Below are 14511 nucleotides of genomic sequence, written 5' to 3'. Positions count from 1 at the left end.
ATGGAAGATGGTTCCGTCCGGAGGTCGTCGTCGGTCGAGGACTACGTTCGAGTGATCTACGGGCTCGTCGAGCGCGGTGAGGCCGTGACCAACGCGACGCTGGCGGGACGGCTCGAGGTGAGCCCTTCGTCGGCGTCGGGCATGGTCACGAAGCTTTCGCAGCTCGGCCTGGTCGCCCACGTGCCCTACCGCGGCATCGAGCTGACCGCCGAGGGACGGCTCCTCGCGCGGTCGGTGCTGCGCCGCCACCGGCTGATCGAGACCTACCTGGTCTCCGAGCTCGGCTACACCTGGGACGAGGTCCACGCCGAGGCCGACGCCCTCGAGCACGCCGTGTCCGACCGCCTGGTGGAACGCATCGCCGCCAAACTCGGCAACCCCCTGCGCGACCCCCACGGCGACCCCATCCCGGCCCCCGACGGCAGCGTCGAAGAAGTCCCCACCCACATCCTCGACGACCTCCAGCCCGGCGCGGTCGGCGAGATCGTGCGCGTGTGGGACACCGACCCCGAACTCCTCCGCTACCTCACCGAACACGCCATCGGCCTCGGCGAACGCATCGAAGTCGTCGAACGCCAACCCTTCGGCGGCCCGATGGTCGTGAAGGTCGGCCAACCCCCGGACGCGGCGACGCACGCGATCGGCAAGGAGATCGCGCAGGCGTTGTCGGTCGCGGTTCGCTGAACTCGGTGGTCGGTAGCCGGGTCTGAGGTGAGTGGCTCTGCGCTCGGTAGTTGGCTCTGAGCTCGGTGGTTGGCTCTGCGCTGCCGGGCGTCCGACCTCCGCCGCGCGAGCCGAGTCGCTACGCGACACGAGTCGGTGGGCGGCTTTGAGCTGAGTGGTCGGCTCTGCGTTGCGGGGCGGGTGGCCTGCACAGCGCGAGCCGAGTCGCTACGCGGCGCGAGTCGGTGGGCGGCTCTGCGCTCGGCGGCCGGCTATGGACTGGGCGGTCCGCTCTGCGCTGCCGCGCGTCCGACCTCCGCAGCGCGCCCCGAGTCGCTACACAACCCGACTCGCCAATCGACCTGACTCGCCAATCGACCCGAGTCGCTACGTGACACGAGCCAGGTCGACTCTGATCGGCCCCGCCGATCCACGCCCCCCCGCGACGGCATAGCCCACCCTCCCGGGGGCCGCCCATGATCCATTCTACCGGCGCGCCCCGACAAAACCGTGTTCTCACCGGAGTTGTCCACAGCCACCCGACGAACCCGGAAGTTGTCCACAAGCACCGCACCCGCTCCAGGCGAGTGCGGTGCCGGGCGTACGTGGCGGTGTCGCTCCTCGGCGGATGTGGGCGACCGCGCGGGCGCCGACGATGGGTGGCATGACCACGAAACCGTTCCGCTTCGGGATCGTCGCCGGGTATGCCCCCGACCTCAAGGCCTGGACCGCCCAGGCCCGCCGGATCGAGGAGCTCGGCCTCGACACCCTGCTCGCCACCGATCCCGTCGGCGAGGCCGACCCGCTCACGCTCGTGCCGGCGGCCGCCGCGGTCACGAGCCGGCTCACGGTGGGTACGTTCGTGCTCGCCGATCCGTTCCGCGACGCCGCGCAGCTCGGCTGGCAGGTGAGCACGCTGCACCGCGTGACCGGCGGCCGGTTCGAGCTCGGTCTCGGCGTCGGCCGGCCCGGTGCGGCCGGCTTCGCGAGCCGGCTCGGTCGCGAGTTCGCGAAGCCCGGTGAGCGCATCGCACGCCTGGCCGACACGATCGCGTTCCTCAAGGAAACACCCGAACGTCCGCGGCTGCTGCTCGCCGGTGGCGGGCCGAAGATGCTCGCGCTCGCCGCGCGGGAGGCCGATGTGGTCACCCTGTCGTGGGAGCCGCGCACCACCGAATCCGCAGCCGACTCCATTGTGGAGAGCTTCCGCGAAATGGCGGGGTCGCGATTCCCCGACATCGAACTTTCGGTCAACTTGATTGCCGTCGGAAATGCGCCGGCGCCGCAGATCGCGAAGTACACCGGTGTGGACGTTCCCGAGCTGGCGGCGAGCGGCGCCGTCACCGTGCTGCCGGAAAACCCGGCTGCAGCACAGGAAACTCTTCTCCGCTGGCGAGAACGGTGGGGGATTTCCTACGTCACCGTCAATTCCGGCTACGCAGAACCCTTTGCGGAGATCGCTCGTTCTCTCACCGCAGGCGGGTGATAACCCTTCCGATCATGCGGACTCCGGCCTACGCTCCGAGGTTTCGGGAAGCGACATGGTTCGGAGCGTGTGCGATGACCGGTCAGCGAACGTCGACGATGGACAGGGCGGAATCGGCGGAACGGGATCTCGGGCGGTTGCTCGAGGCGGGCCCGTTCGCCGACGCCCTGCGAGCGGCAATCAGAGCGAGGGGGCTGGGACTGGACAGGATCAGATATCGGTTGCGTGGCAGGGGAACTTCCCTGAGTCTCGCGACATTGAGCCACTGGCAATCGGGCCGCTGCCGCCCGGAGCGGCCGGAATCGTTGCAGGCCCTAAGGAATCTGGAAGACATCCTGGGCGTGCCTCCGAATTCCCTGCGGCGGCTCCTCGGTCCTGCGCGCTCACGCGCTCAGCACCGATAAGCCGCCTTCGGCTGTGTTTTCGGCCTCGGCTCCGCCGAGGCGTGCGAGATCGCCCCAAGCCGGCTCCTGGATCGAACGGTCGGATCGGCCTGGCGGCCGATCGCACCGTCCAATCCAGAAACCGGCGCGATCTCGCGCTGGGGCTGGGTTGCGGTGGCCGGGTTGCAGGGGCGAATCGACCCGAACAGCATGTGGGGAGCCGGACTAGCTCTCTCTTACGATCAACACATGCGTGCAGTGGTGATCGAAGAGTTCAAACAGCTGCCCCAGGTGGTCGAGGTGCCGGATCCGGTCGTGCCGGCCGGTGGGGTCGTGATCGAGGTCGAGGCCACGGGTGTGTGCCGCAGTGATTGGCACACGTGGCAGGGCCACGACGAGGCCGTGAAGCTGCCGCACGTCGCCGGGCACGAGTTGGCCGGGCGGATCGCGGCGGTCGGGGAAGGCGTGCGGGGCTGGGAGGTCGGCGCGCGCGTGACGGTGCCGTTCGTGTGCGCGTGCGGCAACTGTGCGCAGTGTGCCCGCGGTGACCAGCAGATCTGCGACGACGAGTTCCAGCCCGGTGCCACGCACTGGGGTTCGTTCGCGGAGCTCGTGGCGATCGAACACGCGCAAGCCAACCTCGTCAGGCTGCCGGACTCGATGTCGGCGGCCGAGGCCGCCGCGCTCGGCTGCCGGTTCGGCACGGCGTTCCGCGCGGTGCTGCGACAGGGTGGCGTGCGCGCGGGCCAGTGGGTTTCGGTCTACGGCTGCGGTGGCGTCGGCATCTCCGCGGTGCTGCTGGCCGCGGCCGCCGGCGCGAAGGTGGTGGCGGTGGACGTGTCGCCGGCCGCGCGGGCGCTGGCCGAGCGGTCGGGCGCGGTGCTGAGCGTGGACGCGAGCGCGTTCGACGGCCCGGAAGCGGTTTCGGCCCACGTCCGGTCGCTCACCGGCGGCGGCACCCACGTGTCGCTCGACTGCCTGGGCTCGCCGGCCACGTGCGCCGCGTCGGTCGGCAGCCTGCGCAAACGCGGCCGCCACGTGCAGGCCGGCCTGATGCCGCCCGCGCAGGGGGTCGCGCCGATCCCGATGCACCGCGTGATCGGCGGTGAGCTGGAGCTCGTGGGCATCCACGGGCTGCAGGCCCACGAGTACCCGGAGTTGCTCAGCGTGGTCGAGCGCTCGGGCATCGACCTCGCCGGGCTGATCGGCACGCGCATCGGTCTCGACGACGTACCGGCTGCGCTGGCTGCGATGAACGACCCCGTGCCGGCGCGGGCGGGGGTCACCGTCGTCGAGTTCGGGTGACGCATGGTGATGACGCTCGATCGTCGCGTCACGTGTCCATCTTGTAGCTGATCGAGACCTGGCCTGTGACACTCGAGTATGGGAGTGTCAAGGCGGCGGTTTCGGCGAGGGATATTGCCGCAGGAGCGCCCGGCCCGGACCCTTCGGGCGGCTCCTGCGGCCTTTTCCGCCCGCGACTTTGTGACAATCGGCTGCGATGGAACTGTTGCCCCGCCCCCGGTCCGAGCTCGCGCCCGGCGCGGTCCACGTGCCCGATTGGCTCGACCTCGACGAACAGCGCTCGCTGGTCGAGGCGTGCCGCGGCTGGCGCGGCTACCGCCAGACCCGCCTGCCCAGCGGCGGCCTGATGTCGGTGCGCATGGTCTGCCTCGGTTGGCACTGGCTGCCCTACCGCTACTCGCGCACCCGCGAAGACGGCTCGCCCGTGGAACCGTTTCCCTCCTGGCTCGGCGACCTCGGCCGGCGCGCGGTCACCGAGGCGTACGGCCACGCCGGCTACGAGCCCGACGTCGCCCTCGTGAACTACTACGACGCCACCGCGAAAATGGGCCAGCACCAGGACAAGGACGAGCGCTCACTCGAGCCCGTGGTGTCCCTGAGCCTCGGCGACACGTGCGTGTTCCGCTTCGGCAACACCGAGAACCGCAACCGCCCCTACACCGACGTCGAACTGCGCTCCGGCGATCTCTTCGTGTTCGGCGGCCCCTCGCGGCTGGCCTTCCACGGCGTGCCGCGCACCTTGCCGGGCACCGCGGATCCGGCGCTCGGCCTCACCGGCCGGCTCAATCTGACGTTGCGGGTATCGGGCCTGTGAGGCTCTCCTCCGGCAGCACCACCAGCCGCACGGCCATTTCGCGCGCGCCCGGTTCCGGTTCGCCTTCGACCGTGTACTTCCACAGCAGCGCCCGGAAATCCTCGGCGAACGCGGCCACCTGGTCCCGGGTGAGGGTGAGCCCCGCGCGGTAGATCTGGTGCCAGCCCTCGGCGCTGTCGTAGCCGGCGTACGCGCGCACCACGAGGTCGAGGTCGTGGCTCATCTTCAGCGCGCCGATCTGGGTCGCGGCGGTGCGCTCGTCGGCGGTCAGTTCCAGACCCGGTGGCGTGTAGATGTTCGTCATCATCGACCGCCACCAGCGCTCGCGTCCGGCGGAGCGCTCCGCCACCTCGGCGATCAGCGTCTGCTCCGCGAGCTTGCGCAGGTGGTAGCTCGTGGTGCCGGTGCTCTCGCCCAGCGCCTTCGCGACGCTCGTGGAGTTCGCTTCCCCGTGTTTGCCCAGGTAGGTGAGGATGTCGCGGCGCACCGGGTTGGCCAGCGCCTTCTGCAAGGCCTTGAGGTCCGGGCCGGTGAGGACGCGTTGCTCCGGGGGTTCCGCCATGGCGCCGAGCGTAGTGCAGAGAACCGTTGCAGAGGAAGTTTGCAAAAAGTCTCTGCAATTGGCTAACCTGGCCGGGACGAAGGGGGAAACCATGCGGAGGGGCTGGGTACCGGCGGTCGCCGGAGCGGGATTGCTGCCGTGGTTGGGGGTCTTGGCCGCGACGCTGCCCGACACCTACGCGGCGCAGCACTGGCGGCTGGCGTGGCTGGGGCTCGACGTGCTGGAGCTGGTGGGGCTGCTGCTCACGGGCTGGTGGCTGCTGCGCCACGACCGCCGGGCGCCGCTCGTGGCCGCGGCCACCGCGGCGGTGCTGCTGGTCGACGCGTGGTTCGACGTCACCACGGCGGGCCCGGACGTCGGGGAGTCGGTGGCGATGGCGCTGGTCGAGCTACCGCTGGCGGCGTTCTGCCTGTTCTCGGCCTTCGCGGTGCAGCGCGAACCGCACGTGCTGCCCCGGCCGTAGCTGCGCGGCGAGGTCCACGTCGGACTCGACGACCACGGCCGGCACCGGATAACCGCCGGTCACGGGGTGGTCGGCGAGGAACAGGATCGGCACTCCCGAAGGCGGCACCTGCAGCGCGCCCGGCACGGCCGCTTCCGGCGGCAGCTCGCCGGCGCGGGCCCGCTGCAGCGCCGGGCCGTCGAGCCGCACACCGATGCGGTCGAGATCCGCGGTCACGGTGTAGCGCGTGGTGACCAAAGTGGACAGTGCGCTGCCGGTGAACCAGTCGAGCCGCGGTCCGGGGGCGATGCGCAGCACCGGCTCGTCCTCGAGCGCGCGCCGCGGGGCCAGGTCCACCACGGGGTGGTCGGCCACCACGGCACCGATCGGCAGTGTCATCCCGGGCGCCAGCGGCCGTGGTCCGAGCCCGCCCATGGTGTCGGTGGCCCGCGCGCCGAGCACCGGCAGGACGTCGAAACCGCCGCGGATGGCGACGTAACACCGCAGGCCGCGCGTGGCCGTGCCGAGCGCGAGCTCTTCACCGGCGCGCAAGGTGATGGGCGCGTCGGGCGCGGCCGCGCGCCGTCCCGCGCGCACCGCGACCTCGGCCCCGGTCACGGCGACCGTGGTGGCCTCCGAGACCCGCAGGACCAGGCCGCCGAACGTCACTTCCAGCGCCGCGTGTGTCTCGGGGTTGCCGACCAGCCGGTTCGCCAGCCGCAGCGACGCCCGGTCGGCCGCACCGGACCGGCCGACCCCGACGGCGGCGAGACCGGGCCGCCCGAGGTCCTGCACCGTCGCGAACGGACCGGTCGCGAGCACTTCGGCCTTGCCGGTCATCACGCCGCCTCGAACCGCACGCGGGTGCCGGGCGTGAGGAGGTTCGGTGGCGTGCGCTCGACGTCCCACACCGGCGTGTCGGCGTGGCCGAGCAGGTGCCAGCCGCCGGGTGAGACGCGCGGGTAGATCGCCGAGTACTCGCCGGCGATCGCGACCGAGCCGGTCGGCACCCGCGTGCGCGGGGTCGAGCGGCGCGGCAGGTGCAGCGCGGGGTCCAAGCCGGCCAGGTAGGCGAAGCCCGGCGCGAAGCCGCAGAACGACACCACATACGTTGCCGCGTTGTGCCGGGCCACGACCTCGGGCACTGACAACCCGGAAGCTGCCGCGACGTCCGCGAGATCCGCGCCGTCGTAGCGCACCGGCACGGTGACCGTCCGCGAAGCCTCGGCCACCACGTCCACAGTGGACACCGAAGCCAGCGAACGGGTCAACGTGGCGACGTCGGTGTCCGCGGGATCGAACCGCACCAGCAACGTCCGGGCCGCGGGCACGAGTTCCACGACCCCGGCGACCGGGGTGCTTTCCAGCGCCGCCTGCAGCCCGAGTACGTCGTCGGTCTCGACGAGCATCGCGGAACCGCCGTAGGGGAGCACAGTGTTCACACGAACGACTCCACCGTGACCCCGGCTTCCGCGAGCGACGCCCGGATCCGGCGCGCGAGGTCCACCGCACCCGGGGTGTCGCCGTGCACGCACAACGAAACCGCGCGCAGGTCGAGCTTCCCGCCCTCGATGTCCACCACGGACCCGCTGGTCGCCATTTCCGTGGCGCGCGCCGCGACCTCGTCGGCGTCGTGCAGCACCGCGCCCGGCAGCTTGCGCGACACCAGCCGGCCCTCCGGCGTGTACGCGCGATCCGCGAACGCCTCGGCGTACCCGGTGACCCCGGCCGCCGTCGCGGCGCGCAGCATCTCCGAATCCGGCGGGCACAGCAGCGCCAGCCCGGTGCCGAAGCGCCGTACGCCCTCGACGAGCGCCGCCGCCTGCTCCGCGTCCACGGCCGCGGTGTTGTACAACGCGCCGTGTGCTTTCACGTACTTCACCGACGTACCGGCAGCGCGCGCGAACGCGTCGAGCGCGCCGATCTGGTACAGCACGTCGTTGGTGAGGTCCTCGGGCGCGATGTCCATGGCCCGCCTGCCGAAGCCGGCGAGATCGCGGTAGGCGACGTGCGCGCCGATCGTCACGCCGCGCTCGGCCGCGCGCTCGCACACCCGCCGCATCACGCCCGGGTCTCCGGCGTGGAAGCCGCACGCCACGTTTGCGCTGGTCACGATGTCGAGCATCGCCTCGTCGTCGCCCATCCGCCAGGCGCCGAAGCCCTCGCCGAGGTCACTGTTCAGGTCCATGTCACTCCCGTCTCGAGCTGGTCCGTCAAGAACATGTACCCCGGCGCGTGCGTGATGGCGAACGGTGGCCGCGAAGCCATCACCGCCGCCTGCGGGGTGACGCCGCAGGCCCAGAACACCGGCACGTCGCCGGGTTCCAGGTCCACGGCGTCGCCGAAGTCGGGCCGCGCGAGGTCCGCGATGCCCAGCTCGGCCGGGTCGCCGACGTGCACCGGGGTGCCGTGCATCGAGGGCATCGCCGAGGTGATCCGCACGGCGTCGTCGACCCGGTCGGCCGGGATCGGCCGCATGGTCACCACCAGCGGCCCGTGCAGCCGGCCCGCCGGTTCACACGGCCGATCGGTCACGTACATGGCCACGCCGCGCCCCTGCGCCACGTTCCGCAGCGGCACCCCGGCCGCGAGCAGCGGCTCTTCGAACGTGTACGTGCAGCCGATCGCGAACGCCACCATGTCGCTGCGCCAAAGCCCCGACGCGTCGGTGATCTCGCCGGTCAGCACCCCGTTGTGCCACACGCGGTAGCGCGGCAGATCGGTGCGCAGGTCGGCGCCCGGCGCGAGCCGCGACGCGGGATCACCGGGCGCGCTGACGTCGAGCACCGGGCACGCCTTCTGGTTGCGCGCGCAGAACAACAGCACGTCGTCGGCCCAGTCCTGCGGAACGGCGATGAGGTTGGCCTGCGCGTAGCCCCTGGCCCAGCCTTCGGTGGGGCGGTCGGTGCCCGCGCGGAAGAGCGCGCGGGCCTCGACGGGGGTGAGTGTGGCGGGGTCGCTCAGGCTGGTCATGACGGGATTCCGGTCAGTTCCCGTCCGCGGGTCTCGGGCAGGCCGAGCAGCGCCAGCGCGGCGATGAGGTATCCGACGGCACCGAGCGCGATCGCGCCGCCCGCACCCATGAACCCGACCACAGCGGGGAACGCGGCGCCCACCGCGCGGCCGAAGTTGTACGTGAAGCCCTGGCCGGTGGCCCGCACCTCGGTGGGGTACAGCTCGGCGAGGTACGCGCCGAAGCCGCTGAAGATCGCCGACGTCGAGAAGCCGAGCGGGAAGCTGATCAGCAGCATCAGTCCGTTGGCGCCGTAGGGCAGCTGCACGAACAGCACGATCAGCGCCGCCGACAGCACGGAGAACAGCAGGAAGGTTCGCTTGCGCCCCAGCAGGTCCGCGAGGTAACCACCGCAGATGTAGCCGATGAACGCGCCGGGGATCAGCAGTGCGAAGTAGCCGCCGGTGCCGACCACGTCGAGGCCGCGGCTGCTCTTGAGGTAGTTCGGCAGCCACGTGAACAGCGTGTAGTAGCCGCCCTGCACGCCGGTCGCGAGCAGCGCCGCGAACAGCGTGGTGCGCAGCAGGCCGCCGCGGAAGATGCCGGCGAGCGAGCCACGCACCTTCGTCTTGGTGCGGCGTTCGGTCACGTGCTCGGCGTCGGACACACTGCGCCGCACCCACAGCACGAGCAGCGCCGGCAGCACGCCGACCCAGAACAGCACGCGCCAGGCGATGGCGTCGTCGAGCACGCTGAACAGCACCGTGTACACGATCACCAGCAGGCCCCAGCCCACCGCCCACGCGCTCTGCACGAACGCGACCGTGCGGCCGCGGTAGCGCGCCGAGCAGTACTCGGCGACGAGCGCGGCGCCGACGGCCCACTCACCACCGAAGCCCAGACCCTGCAGGCCGCGGAACACCAGCAGCGTCTCGAAGTTCGGGGCGAACCCGCAGAGCACGGTGAAGATCGTGTACATCGCGATGGTCAGCTGCAGCGTGCGGACGCGGCCGATGCGGTCGGCGAGCACGCCGGCGCCGATGCCGCCGATCGCGGAGACCACCAGCGTCGTGGTGCTGAGCAGGCCGGCTTCGCCGGAGGAGATGCCGAAGTAGGCCGTGATGGCGGCCAGGCCGAACGGCAGGGTCTGGTAGTCGAAGGAATCGAGGCCGTAGCCGCCGAAGGCGCCGAAGAAGGCTCGTTTGCCCTTCGGTCCGAGGGATCGGAACCACTCGAACGGCCGGGCCGCACTCGTGGTGCCTGCTGTCACGTTCGTGTTCATGGGGTACCTCGCAGGGAGAGTTCTCAAGTGGCACGAGTCACATGGCAGTCACCGTACGGATCGTTGAACAATTCCACAAGTCTTTCATTTTATTGTTCTCAACCCTGCGGCTACTCTGGGCGACGTGGTCACCGACGAGAGCCAGCCGGGCCTGGCAGCCGACCGCGGTCTGCTGAGCCGCACGAGCACCGCGGAGCGGGTCGCCGGAGTGCTGCGCACGCGCATCGCCGAGGGCTTCTTCCGGCCGGGCGGCCGGCTGTCGGAGCAGGACATCGGCAATGCGCTCGGCGTCTCGCGCAACACGCTGCGGGAGTCGTTCCGCCTGCTCACGCACGAGCGGCTGCTCACCCACGAGCTCAACCGCGGGGTCTTCGTGCGCGTGCCGACCGTCGACGACGTGCGCGACATCTACCGCGTGCGCAAGCTCGTGGAGTGCGCCGCGGTCCGCGGGATCACCGAGCGGCCGGCGTCGTACGACAAGATCGCGGCCACGGTCGCCGAGGGTGACCAAGCGGCCGAAACCGGGCGCTGGCAGGAGCTCGGCACGGCGAACATCCGGTTCCACAGCGAGCTCGTGGCCCTCACCGGCAGCGAGCGCGTGGTCGAGCTGATGCAGGGCCTCACGGCCGAGCTGCGCTTGGTGTTCCACGTGATGGCCGACCCGCGCCGCTTCCACGAGCGCTACCTGCCGCGCAACCGCGAGCTGCTCGGGCCGCTCGGCGAAGGCGACGGCCGGCGCACGGAGAAGCTGCTCGCCGCGTACCTCGGTGACGCCGAGGCGCAGCTGGTCGAGGCGTACGCGGAGCGTTCGGCGGACGGGGTCCGTCAGCCGAGCTGACCGCTCGGGTGGTGGCTTGGACCAACGGTGGTCCAAACCGGACTGGCCGGCCGCGGCTCGGCCGGATCCGTGGCGTGGCCACGAAAATCGCCGGTGATGAGCCGGAAAGTGTGTGCTACGCCATGGAAAACGTTTGTCATGAGTTGCGCTTCCCCGACGCAGGAACGGCCCTACTTCCGTCGGAAAAGGGATGAAGCACTTGCTTACATAGCGTGCTCTCGCGCGGACGGGCAGCCGGGAATGGCCGTTCGGGCCGTCCGTAGTCTGGGCGGTGTCAAGATCGCGGCCACCTGATTAACGTCTTCACCAGGTCGCGTGAAGCGAAAGCACTGCAGGCCCCGGAACCCCCAGGCGGGGCCTGTCGCTCTCGCGGTGCTCGGATCGGGATGGTCGCCCCCAGTGCCCGATCCGGAATGCGCGACCGGGAGATGGTGGAGATGGTGGAGCAACGGCGAACCGTGGTCCCCGGGGGGAGATCACGGTCCGCCGTTGCGTTAATCCCGGTTCAGTCCACTTCGGACGTTCAGCCCGCGTAGCGCGCGAACACCCTGGTGTAGTCCCACGGCTGCTGCGAAACCTTCGAGCAGCTGTCGTCCGGACCACCCGTGCACGGCCGGTCGCGGTTGGCCGACCAGAACGTGAGCCGCGCGAGGTGGTGCTGGTTCGCGTAACCCAGGATCGTGGTGAAGTCGGCCACCGTCACCGTCTCGTTCTGGTCCGTGATGCCGTTCATCGACGAGATGCCCATGTGCCGGTAGGCGTTGTCGTCGGTGTAGCCGAAGGCGTTCTTGACCACGTTCTTCAGGCCTTCGGCCGCGCGGGTGGTGAGCGTGCCCATGTTCTGGCCGGCGCCACCGAAGTCGAACGGCATGATGACCCAGCCGTCGGCCGCGAACCCGGACTGCGCCGCGCGGTTGACCAGGCTCGCGTCCGGACCGCTGGTGCCGGTGCCGAACGTGACGTAGATCTTGATGCCCGGGTTGTTGTTGCGCACGGTCTTCAGCGCGTCGACGGTGCGCTGCTGCACGGTCGGGTTGCTGTAGGCGTCGGCTTCGATGTCGATGTCGATCGCCTTGAGACCGTAGGCGTTGATCACCTTCTGGTAGGCCGCGGCGAGCTCACCGGCGCTGCCGCACGACGACTCGAGCTTGTTGCCGCTGTAGCCGCCGAACGACGGGATCACGTCGCCGCCCGCACCGCGCACGGTGTTGATCGTGCTCTGGTCCACGCCGCCGGTGAGGCCGCGGGCGCCGTCCCACTGCGGGTTGCAGTAGCCGTTGGACAGCACGAACGCCAGCGTGAACCACTTCACGCCCGTCGCGTTCATGATCGTGGTGGGGTTCGGCGGGGCGCCCCAGCCGTTGTAGAGGTACGGCGCCACGGCCATCGCACCGGCCGTCGGCGGTGGCGGCGTGGTGCCGCCGCCACCCGAGGGCGCGGTCCACTTCTGGTTGGCGGTGCCGGTGCAGGTCCAGATCTGCAGACGGGTGCCGTCGGCCGAGCTCTGGCCGGTGACGTCGAGGCACTTGTTGGCGGCGGTGTTCACGATGTCGTGGGCGGCGCTCACCGTCCACTGCTGCGCGCCGGTGCCGTTGCAGTCGTAGAGCTGCACTTTCGCGCCGTCCGTGGTGGCCGCCGAGGCGACGTCGAGGCATTTGCCGAGGGCGCGGATCGTGCCGTCGCTGCCGACGTTCCACTGCTGCGCGCTGCTGCCGTTGCAACCGTAGAGCTGCACCGCCGTGCCGTTGGCGCTGTTGGCTCCGGCGACGTCGACGCACTTGCCGCCGAGGCCGGTGATCTGCCCGGTCGCCGCCTGCGCGGCGCCCGGGATCAGGGTGAGGGCGGACGCGGCGAACAGGCCGCCGATCGCCGCGAGGACTCGTTTTCTCATCGGGGACTCCTGGGGAGGGTTACGGAGCGGTCCACTTCTGGTTGGCCGCGCCGGTGCACGTCCAGATCTGCGCGCGGGTGCCGTTGGCCGAGGTGTTGCCGGTGGCGTCGAGGCACTTGTTGGCGGCGGTGTTCACGATGTCGCGCGAGGAGTTGGCCGACCACTGTTGGGCGCCGGTGCCGTTGCAGTCGTAGAGCTGCACTTTCGCGCCGTCCGTGGTGGCCGCCGAGGCGACGTCGAGGCATTTGCCGAGGGCACGGATCGTGCCGTCGGTGCCGATCGTCCACTGCTGCGCGCCGGTGCCGTTGCAGTCGTAGAGGTCCACCGCGGTGCCGTTGGCGCTGTTGGCGCCCGCGACGTCGAGGCACTTGCCGGCCAGGCCGGTGATCTGCCCGGTGCGCCCGGTCGGCGGCGTGGTGGTGCCGCCGTTCGACTGCGTGCCGTTCCAGGTGAACGTGGCCGAGGTGCGGCCCGGCAGCGAGTAGGTGAACGACTGGCCGCCCCAGTTCACGCGCACGCTCTGGTTGCCCGTGCCGGAGTTGTAGGCGATCAGGGCCTTCGAGCCGTCCGGGTTCTTCCACGCGACGTTGCGCACGGCGGCGGTGTCGTTGGAATCGATCCGCACCGCGCCCGGCTTCACGAACTTGGTGAGGTGGCCCATCGTGTAGTACTCGACGGTGTAGTCGACCTGACCGTTGCGACCGTCTCCATTGTGGACGGTGATCAGCCCCGTGCAGGTGTCACAGCCGCCGTTGTGCGGGTTGTGCGCCTGGTCGACCGCGAGGCTCCACTTCGTGACCGTGCGGCTCCAGTTGCGCGTGTAGTCCACGATGTTGTTCATGTCCTCGGCCTGCTGGTTGCCGATCCAGGTGCCGCCGGAGTGCTCGGTCGAGTACGCGTTCACGTTCGGGTACTGGTTGTGCACGGTCGTCTGCTGCGCCACGTTGCCGCCGTAGCCGTGCCAGGCCATGCCGCCGAAGTTCGGGTCGTTGCGGATGGCCGCGTCGTCCATCGTCGGCGCGGCGAAGGACTGGTACTGGTCCCAGTTCCAGTCCAGCGCGAGGACCTTGCTGGCCAGGCCCGCGGAGTGCAGGGCCGGCAGCAGGTTGTTCTTGGTGAAGAACGCCAGCCCCGAACCGTTCCACTGCGTCGACGGGTAGCCGGGGCAGCAGGTCGGCTCGTTCTGCACCGACAGGTAGTCGATCGGCACGCCGGCGCTCTGGTAGGCCTGCGCGTACTTCACGAAGTACTGGGCGTAGGCGTTGTAGTACTGCGATTCGAGCCAGCCCTGGCTGTAGGCGTCGTTGTCCTTCATCCACGGCGGCGCCGTCCACGGCGAGGCCATCACCTTCAGCTGCGGGTTGAGCTGCTTGGCCTGCTTCGTGAGCGGCAGCACGTCCACCTGGTCGTGGGCGATCGAGAAGTGCTGCAGGTTCGGGTCGGTCTGCCCGGCGGGCATGTCGTCGTAGGTGTAGTTGTAGCGCGCGAGGTCCGACGCGCCCATGGGGTTGCGCAGGAAGCTGACGCCGATGCCGACGTTGGGGTCGAACAGCTTCTGCATTACTTGCGTGCGGGTGCTCGCGGAGAGCAGGTTGCTCGAGTTCATCAGGTAGGCCGCGCTGTCGGTGAACGACGCGCCCGCGCCTTCGAACTGCTGGTAGGTGGTGTTCTCGTTCACGTTGATCGTCTGCTGGCCACTGCCGGTGCCGGCCGAGAACGTGATCGGCGTCTGCTGCTGCAGGCCGCGTGTCACGTTCACACCCTTGGCGTCGTCGGTGGTGGTGAGCCAGATGTTCACGGTCTCGTTCGCCGCCTGCGCGACCGGCACGGCCACGGTGGACAGTGCCAGCGCCGCGGCGCCGAGCAATGGGAGCAGGTGCCGTTTGCGCATG

The 14511-nt window shown here is 70.3% G+C and carries 15 protein-coding genes; 7 read left to right on the top strand and 8 right to left on the bottom strand.

Features of this window, described 5'->3' with window-relative positions; genetic code table 11:
- From VSH64_RS31960 to VSH64_RS31940, 5 genes are all read left to right on the top strand, one after another.
- The gene (locus VSH64_RS31960) at positions 1–684 is read left to right on the top strand and encodes a metal-dependent transcriptional regulator (RefSeq protein ID WP_326566471.1); all 684 of its coding nucleotides are present in this window, start codon (positions 1–3) and stop codon (positions 682–684) included.
- A 643-nt stretch (positions 685–1327) separates the two neighbouring features.
- Positions 1328–2149, top strand: coding sequence for an LLM class flavin-dependent oxidoreductase (locus VSH64_RS31955; RefSeq protein ID WP_326566470.1), 822 nt, complete (start codon positions 1328–1330; stop codon positions 2147–2149).
- Positions 2150–2223: 74 nt separating this feature from the next.
- On the top strand, positions 2224–2553 hold the full coding sequence (locus VSH64_RS31950) for a transcriptional regulator (protein ID WP_326566469.1): 330 nt from the start codon (positions 2224–2226) through the stop codon (positions 2551–2553).
- A gap of 228 nt (positions 2554–2781) precedes the next feature.
- Entirely contained in the window at positions 2782–3837 is a 1056-nt protein-coding gene (locus tag VSH64_RS31945; RefSeq protein ID WP_326566468.1) for an alcohol dehydrogenase catalytic domain-containing protein, read from the top strand.
- Between the two features lie 196 nt (positions 3838–4033).
- Positions 4034–4651, top strand: a complete 618-nt coding sequence (locus tag VSH64_RS31940; protein WP_326566467.1) for an alpha-ketoglutarate-dependent dioxygenase AlkB family protein — start codon at positions 4034–4036, stop codon at positions 4649–4651.
- Here the strand turns inward: VSH64_RS31940 and VSH64_RS31935 are convergent.
- Positions 4620–5213 carry a helix-turn-helix domain-containing protein gene (locus tag VSH64_RS31935; RefSeq protein WP_326566466.1) on the bottom strand — a complete coding sequence of 198 codons (594 nt, stop codon included), beginning with the start codon at positions 5211–5213 and terminating at the stop codon, positions 4620–4622. The genes VSH64_RS31940 and VSH64_RS31935 overlap by 32 nt on opposite strands.
- 91 nt (positions 5214–5304) lie before the next feature.
- On the opposite strand from VSH64_RS31935, the gene VSH64_RS31930 reads away from it, so the two are divergent.
- Positions 5305–5676, top strand: coding sequence for a hypothetical protein (locus VSH64_RS31930; protein ID WP_326566465.1), 372 nt, complete (start codon positions 5305–5307; stop codon positions 5674–5676).
- On the opposite strand, the gene VSH64_RS31925 is transcribed toward VSH64_RS31930, so the two are convergent.
- The 5 genes from VSH64_RS31925 to VSH64_RS31905 are packed head-to-tail and all read right to left on the bottom strand — an operon-like array spanning position 5602 to position 9890.
- Entirely contained in the window at positions 5602–6495 is an 894-nt protein-coding gene (locus VSH64_RS31925) for a 5-oxoprolinase subunit C family protein (RefSeq protein WP_326566464.1), read from the bottom strand. The two genes, VSH64_RS31930 and VSH64_RS31925, sit on opposite strands and share 75 nt — an antisense overlap.
- Positions 6495–7064, bottom strand: a complete 570-nt coding sequence (locus VSH64_RS31920) for a 5-oxoprolinase subunit B family protein (protein ID WP_326838076.1) — start codon at positions 7062–7064, stop codon at positions 6495–6497. Before VSH64_RS31920 ends, VSH64_RS31925 begins: the two co-directional genes overlap by 1 nt.
- A 29-nt stretch (positions 7065–7093) precedes the next feature.
- On the bottom strand, positions 7094–7843 hold the full coding sequence (locus VSH64_RS31915; protein ID WP_326566463.1) for a LamB/YcsF family protein: 750 nt from the start codon (positions 7841–7843) through the stop codon (positions 7094–7096).
- Positions 7834–8628: a putative hydro-lyase gene (locus tag VSH64_RS31910; protein ID WP_326566462.1), complete on the bottom strand. Its 795-nt coding sequence runs from the start codon at positions 8626–8628 to the stop codon at positions 7834–7836. The genes VSH64_RS31915 and VSH64_RS31910 overlap by 10 nt, the downstream gene beginning before the upstream one ends.
- On the bottom strand, positions 8625–9890 hold the full coding sequence (locus VSH64_RS31905) for an MFS transporter (protein WP_326566461.1): 1266 nt from the start codon (positions 9888–9890) through the stop codon (positions 8625–8627). Before VSH64_RS31905 ends, VSH64_RS31910 begins: the two co-directional genes overlap by 4 nt.
- Before the next feature lie 124 nt (positions 9891–10014).
- On the opposite strand from VSH64_RS31905, the gene VSH64_RS31900 reads away from it, so the two are divergent.
- Positions 10015–10728 carry a GntR family transcriptional regulator gene (locus VSH64_RS31900; protein WP_326566460.1) on the top strand — a complete coding sequence of 238 codons (714 nt, stop codon included), beginning with the start codon at positions 10015–10017 and terminating at the stop codon, positions 10726–10728.
- Between the two features lie 523 nt (positions 10729–11251).
- Here the strand turns inward: VSH64_RS31900 and VSH64_RS31895 are convergent.
- Both VSH64_RS31895 and VSH64_RS31890 read right to left on the bottom strand, forming a co-directional pair.
- Complete coding sequence (locus tag VSH64_RS31895; RefSeq protein ID WP_326566459.1) at positions 11252–12619, bottom strand: ricin-type beta-trefoil lectin domain protein; 1368 nt, start codon at positions 12617–12619, stop codon at positions 11252–11254.
- A 19-nt stretch (positions 12620–12638) separates the two neighbouring features.
- Positions 12639–14510 carry a ricin-type beta-trefoil lectin domain protein gene (locus VSH64_RS31890; protein WP_326566458.1) on the bottom strand — a complete coding sequence of 624 codons (1872 nt, stop codon included), beginning with the start codon at positions 14508–14510 and terminating at the stop codon, positions 12639–12641.
- Between the last annotated feature and the right edge of the window lies 1 nt (position 14511).

It is taken from the genome of Amycolatopsis rhabdoformis (assembly GCF_035918295.1).
Taxonomy (GTDB): domain Bacteria; phylum Actinomycetota; class Actinomycetes; order Mycobacteriales; family Pseudonocardiaceae; genus Amycolatopsis; species Amycolatopsis rhabdoformis.
This window is presented reverse-complemented; position numbering and strand designations above follow the sequence as displayed.

What these genes read in the sequence shown, in the direction of transcription:
- VSH64_RS31960 (WP_326566471.1), top strand. Translation starts at nt 1, where the DNA reads ATGGAAGATGGTTCCGTCCGGAGGTCGTCGTCGGTCGAGGACTACGTT.
- VSH64_RS31955 (WP_326566470.1), top strand. Translation starts at nt 1,328, where the DNA reads ATGACCACGAAACCGTTCCGCTTCGGGATCGTCGCCGGGTATGCCCCC.
- VSH64_RS31950 (WP_326566469.1), top strand. Translation starts at nt 2,224, where the DNA reads ATGACCGGTCAGCGAACGTCGACGATGGACAGGGCGGAATCGGCGGAA.
- VSH64_RS31945 (WP_326566468.1), top strand. Translation starts at nt 2,782, where the DNA reads ATGCGTGCAGTGGTGATCGAAGAGTTCAAACAGCTGCCCCAGGTGGTC.
- VSH64_RS31940 (WP_326566467.1), top strand. Translation starts at nt 4,034, where the DNA reads ATGGAACTGTTGCCCCGCCCCCGGTCCGAGCTCGCGCCCGGCGCGGTC.
- VSH64_RS31935 (WP_326566466.1), bottom strand. Translation starts at nt 5,213, where the DNA reads ATGGCGGAACCCCCGGAGCAACGCGTCCTCACCGGCCCGGACCTCAAG.
- VSH64_RS31930 (WP_326566465.1), top strand. Translation starts at nt 5,305, where the DNA reads ATGCGGAGGGGCTGGGTACCGGCGGTCGCCGGAGCGGGATTGCTGCCG.
- VSH64_RS31925 (WP_326566464.1), bottom strand. Translation starts at nt 6,495, where the DNA reads ATGACCGGCAAGGCCGAAGTGCTCGCGACCGGTCCGTTCGCGACGGTG.
- VSH64_RS31920 (WP_326838076.1), bottom strand. Translation starts at nt 7,064, where the DNA reads ATGCTCGTCGAGACCGACGACGTACTCGGGCTGCAGGCGGCGCTGGAA.
- VSH64_RS31915 (WP_326566463.1), bottom strand. Translation starts at nt 7,843, where the DNA reads ATGGACCTGAACAGTGACCTCGGCGAGGGCTTCGGCGCCTGGCGGATG.
- VSH64_RS31910 (WP_326566462.1), bottom strand. Translation starts at nt 8,628, where the DNA reads ATGACCAGCCTGAGCGACCCCGCCACACTCACCCCCGTCGAGGCCCGC.
- VSH64_RS31905 (WP_326566461.1), bottom strand. Translation starts at nt 9,890, where the DNA reads ATGAACACGAACGTGACAGCAGGCACCACGAGTGCGGCCCGGCCGTTC.
- VSH64_RS31895 (WP_326566459.1), bottom strand. Translation starts at nt 12,619, where the DNA reads ATGAGAAAACGAGTCCTCGCGGCGATCGGCGGCCTGTTCGCCGCGTCC.
- VSH64_RS31890 (WP_326566458.1), bottom strand. Translation starts at nt 14,510, where the DNA reads ATGCGCAAACGGCACCTGCTCCCATTGCTCGGCGCCGCGGCGCTGGCA.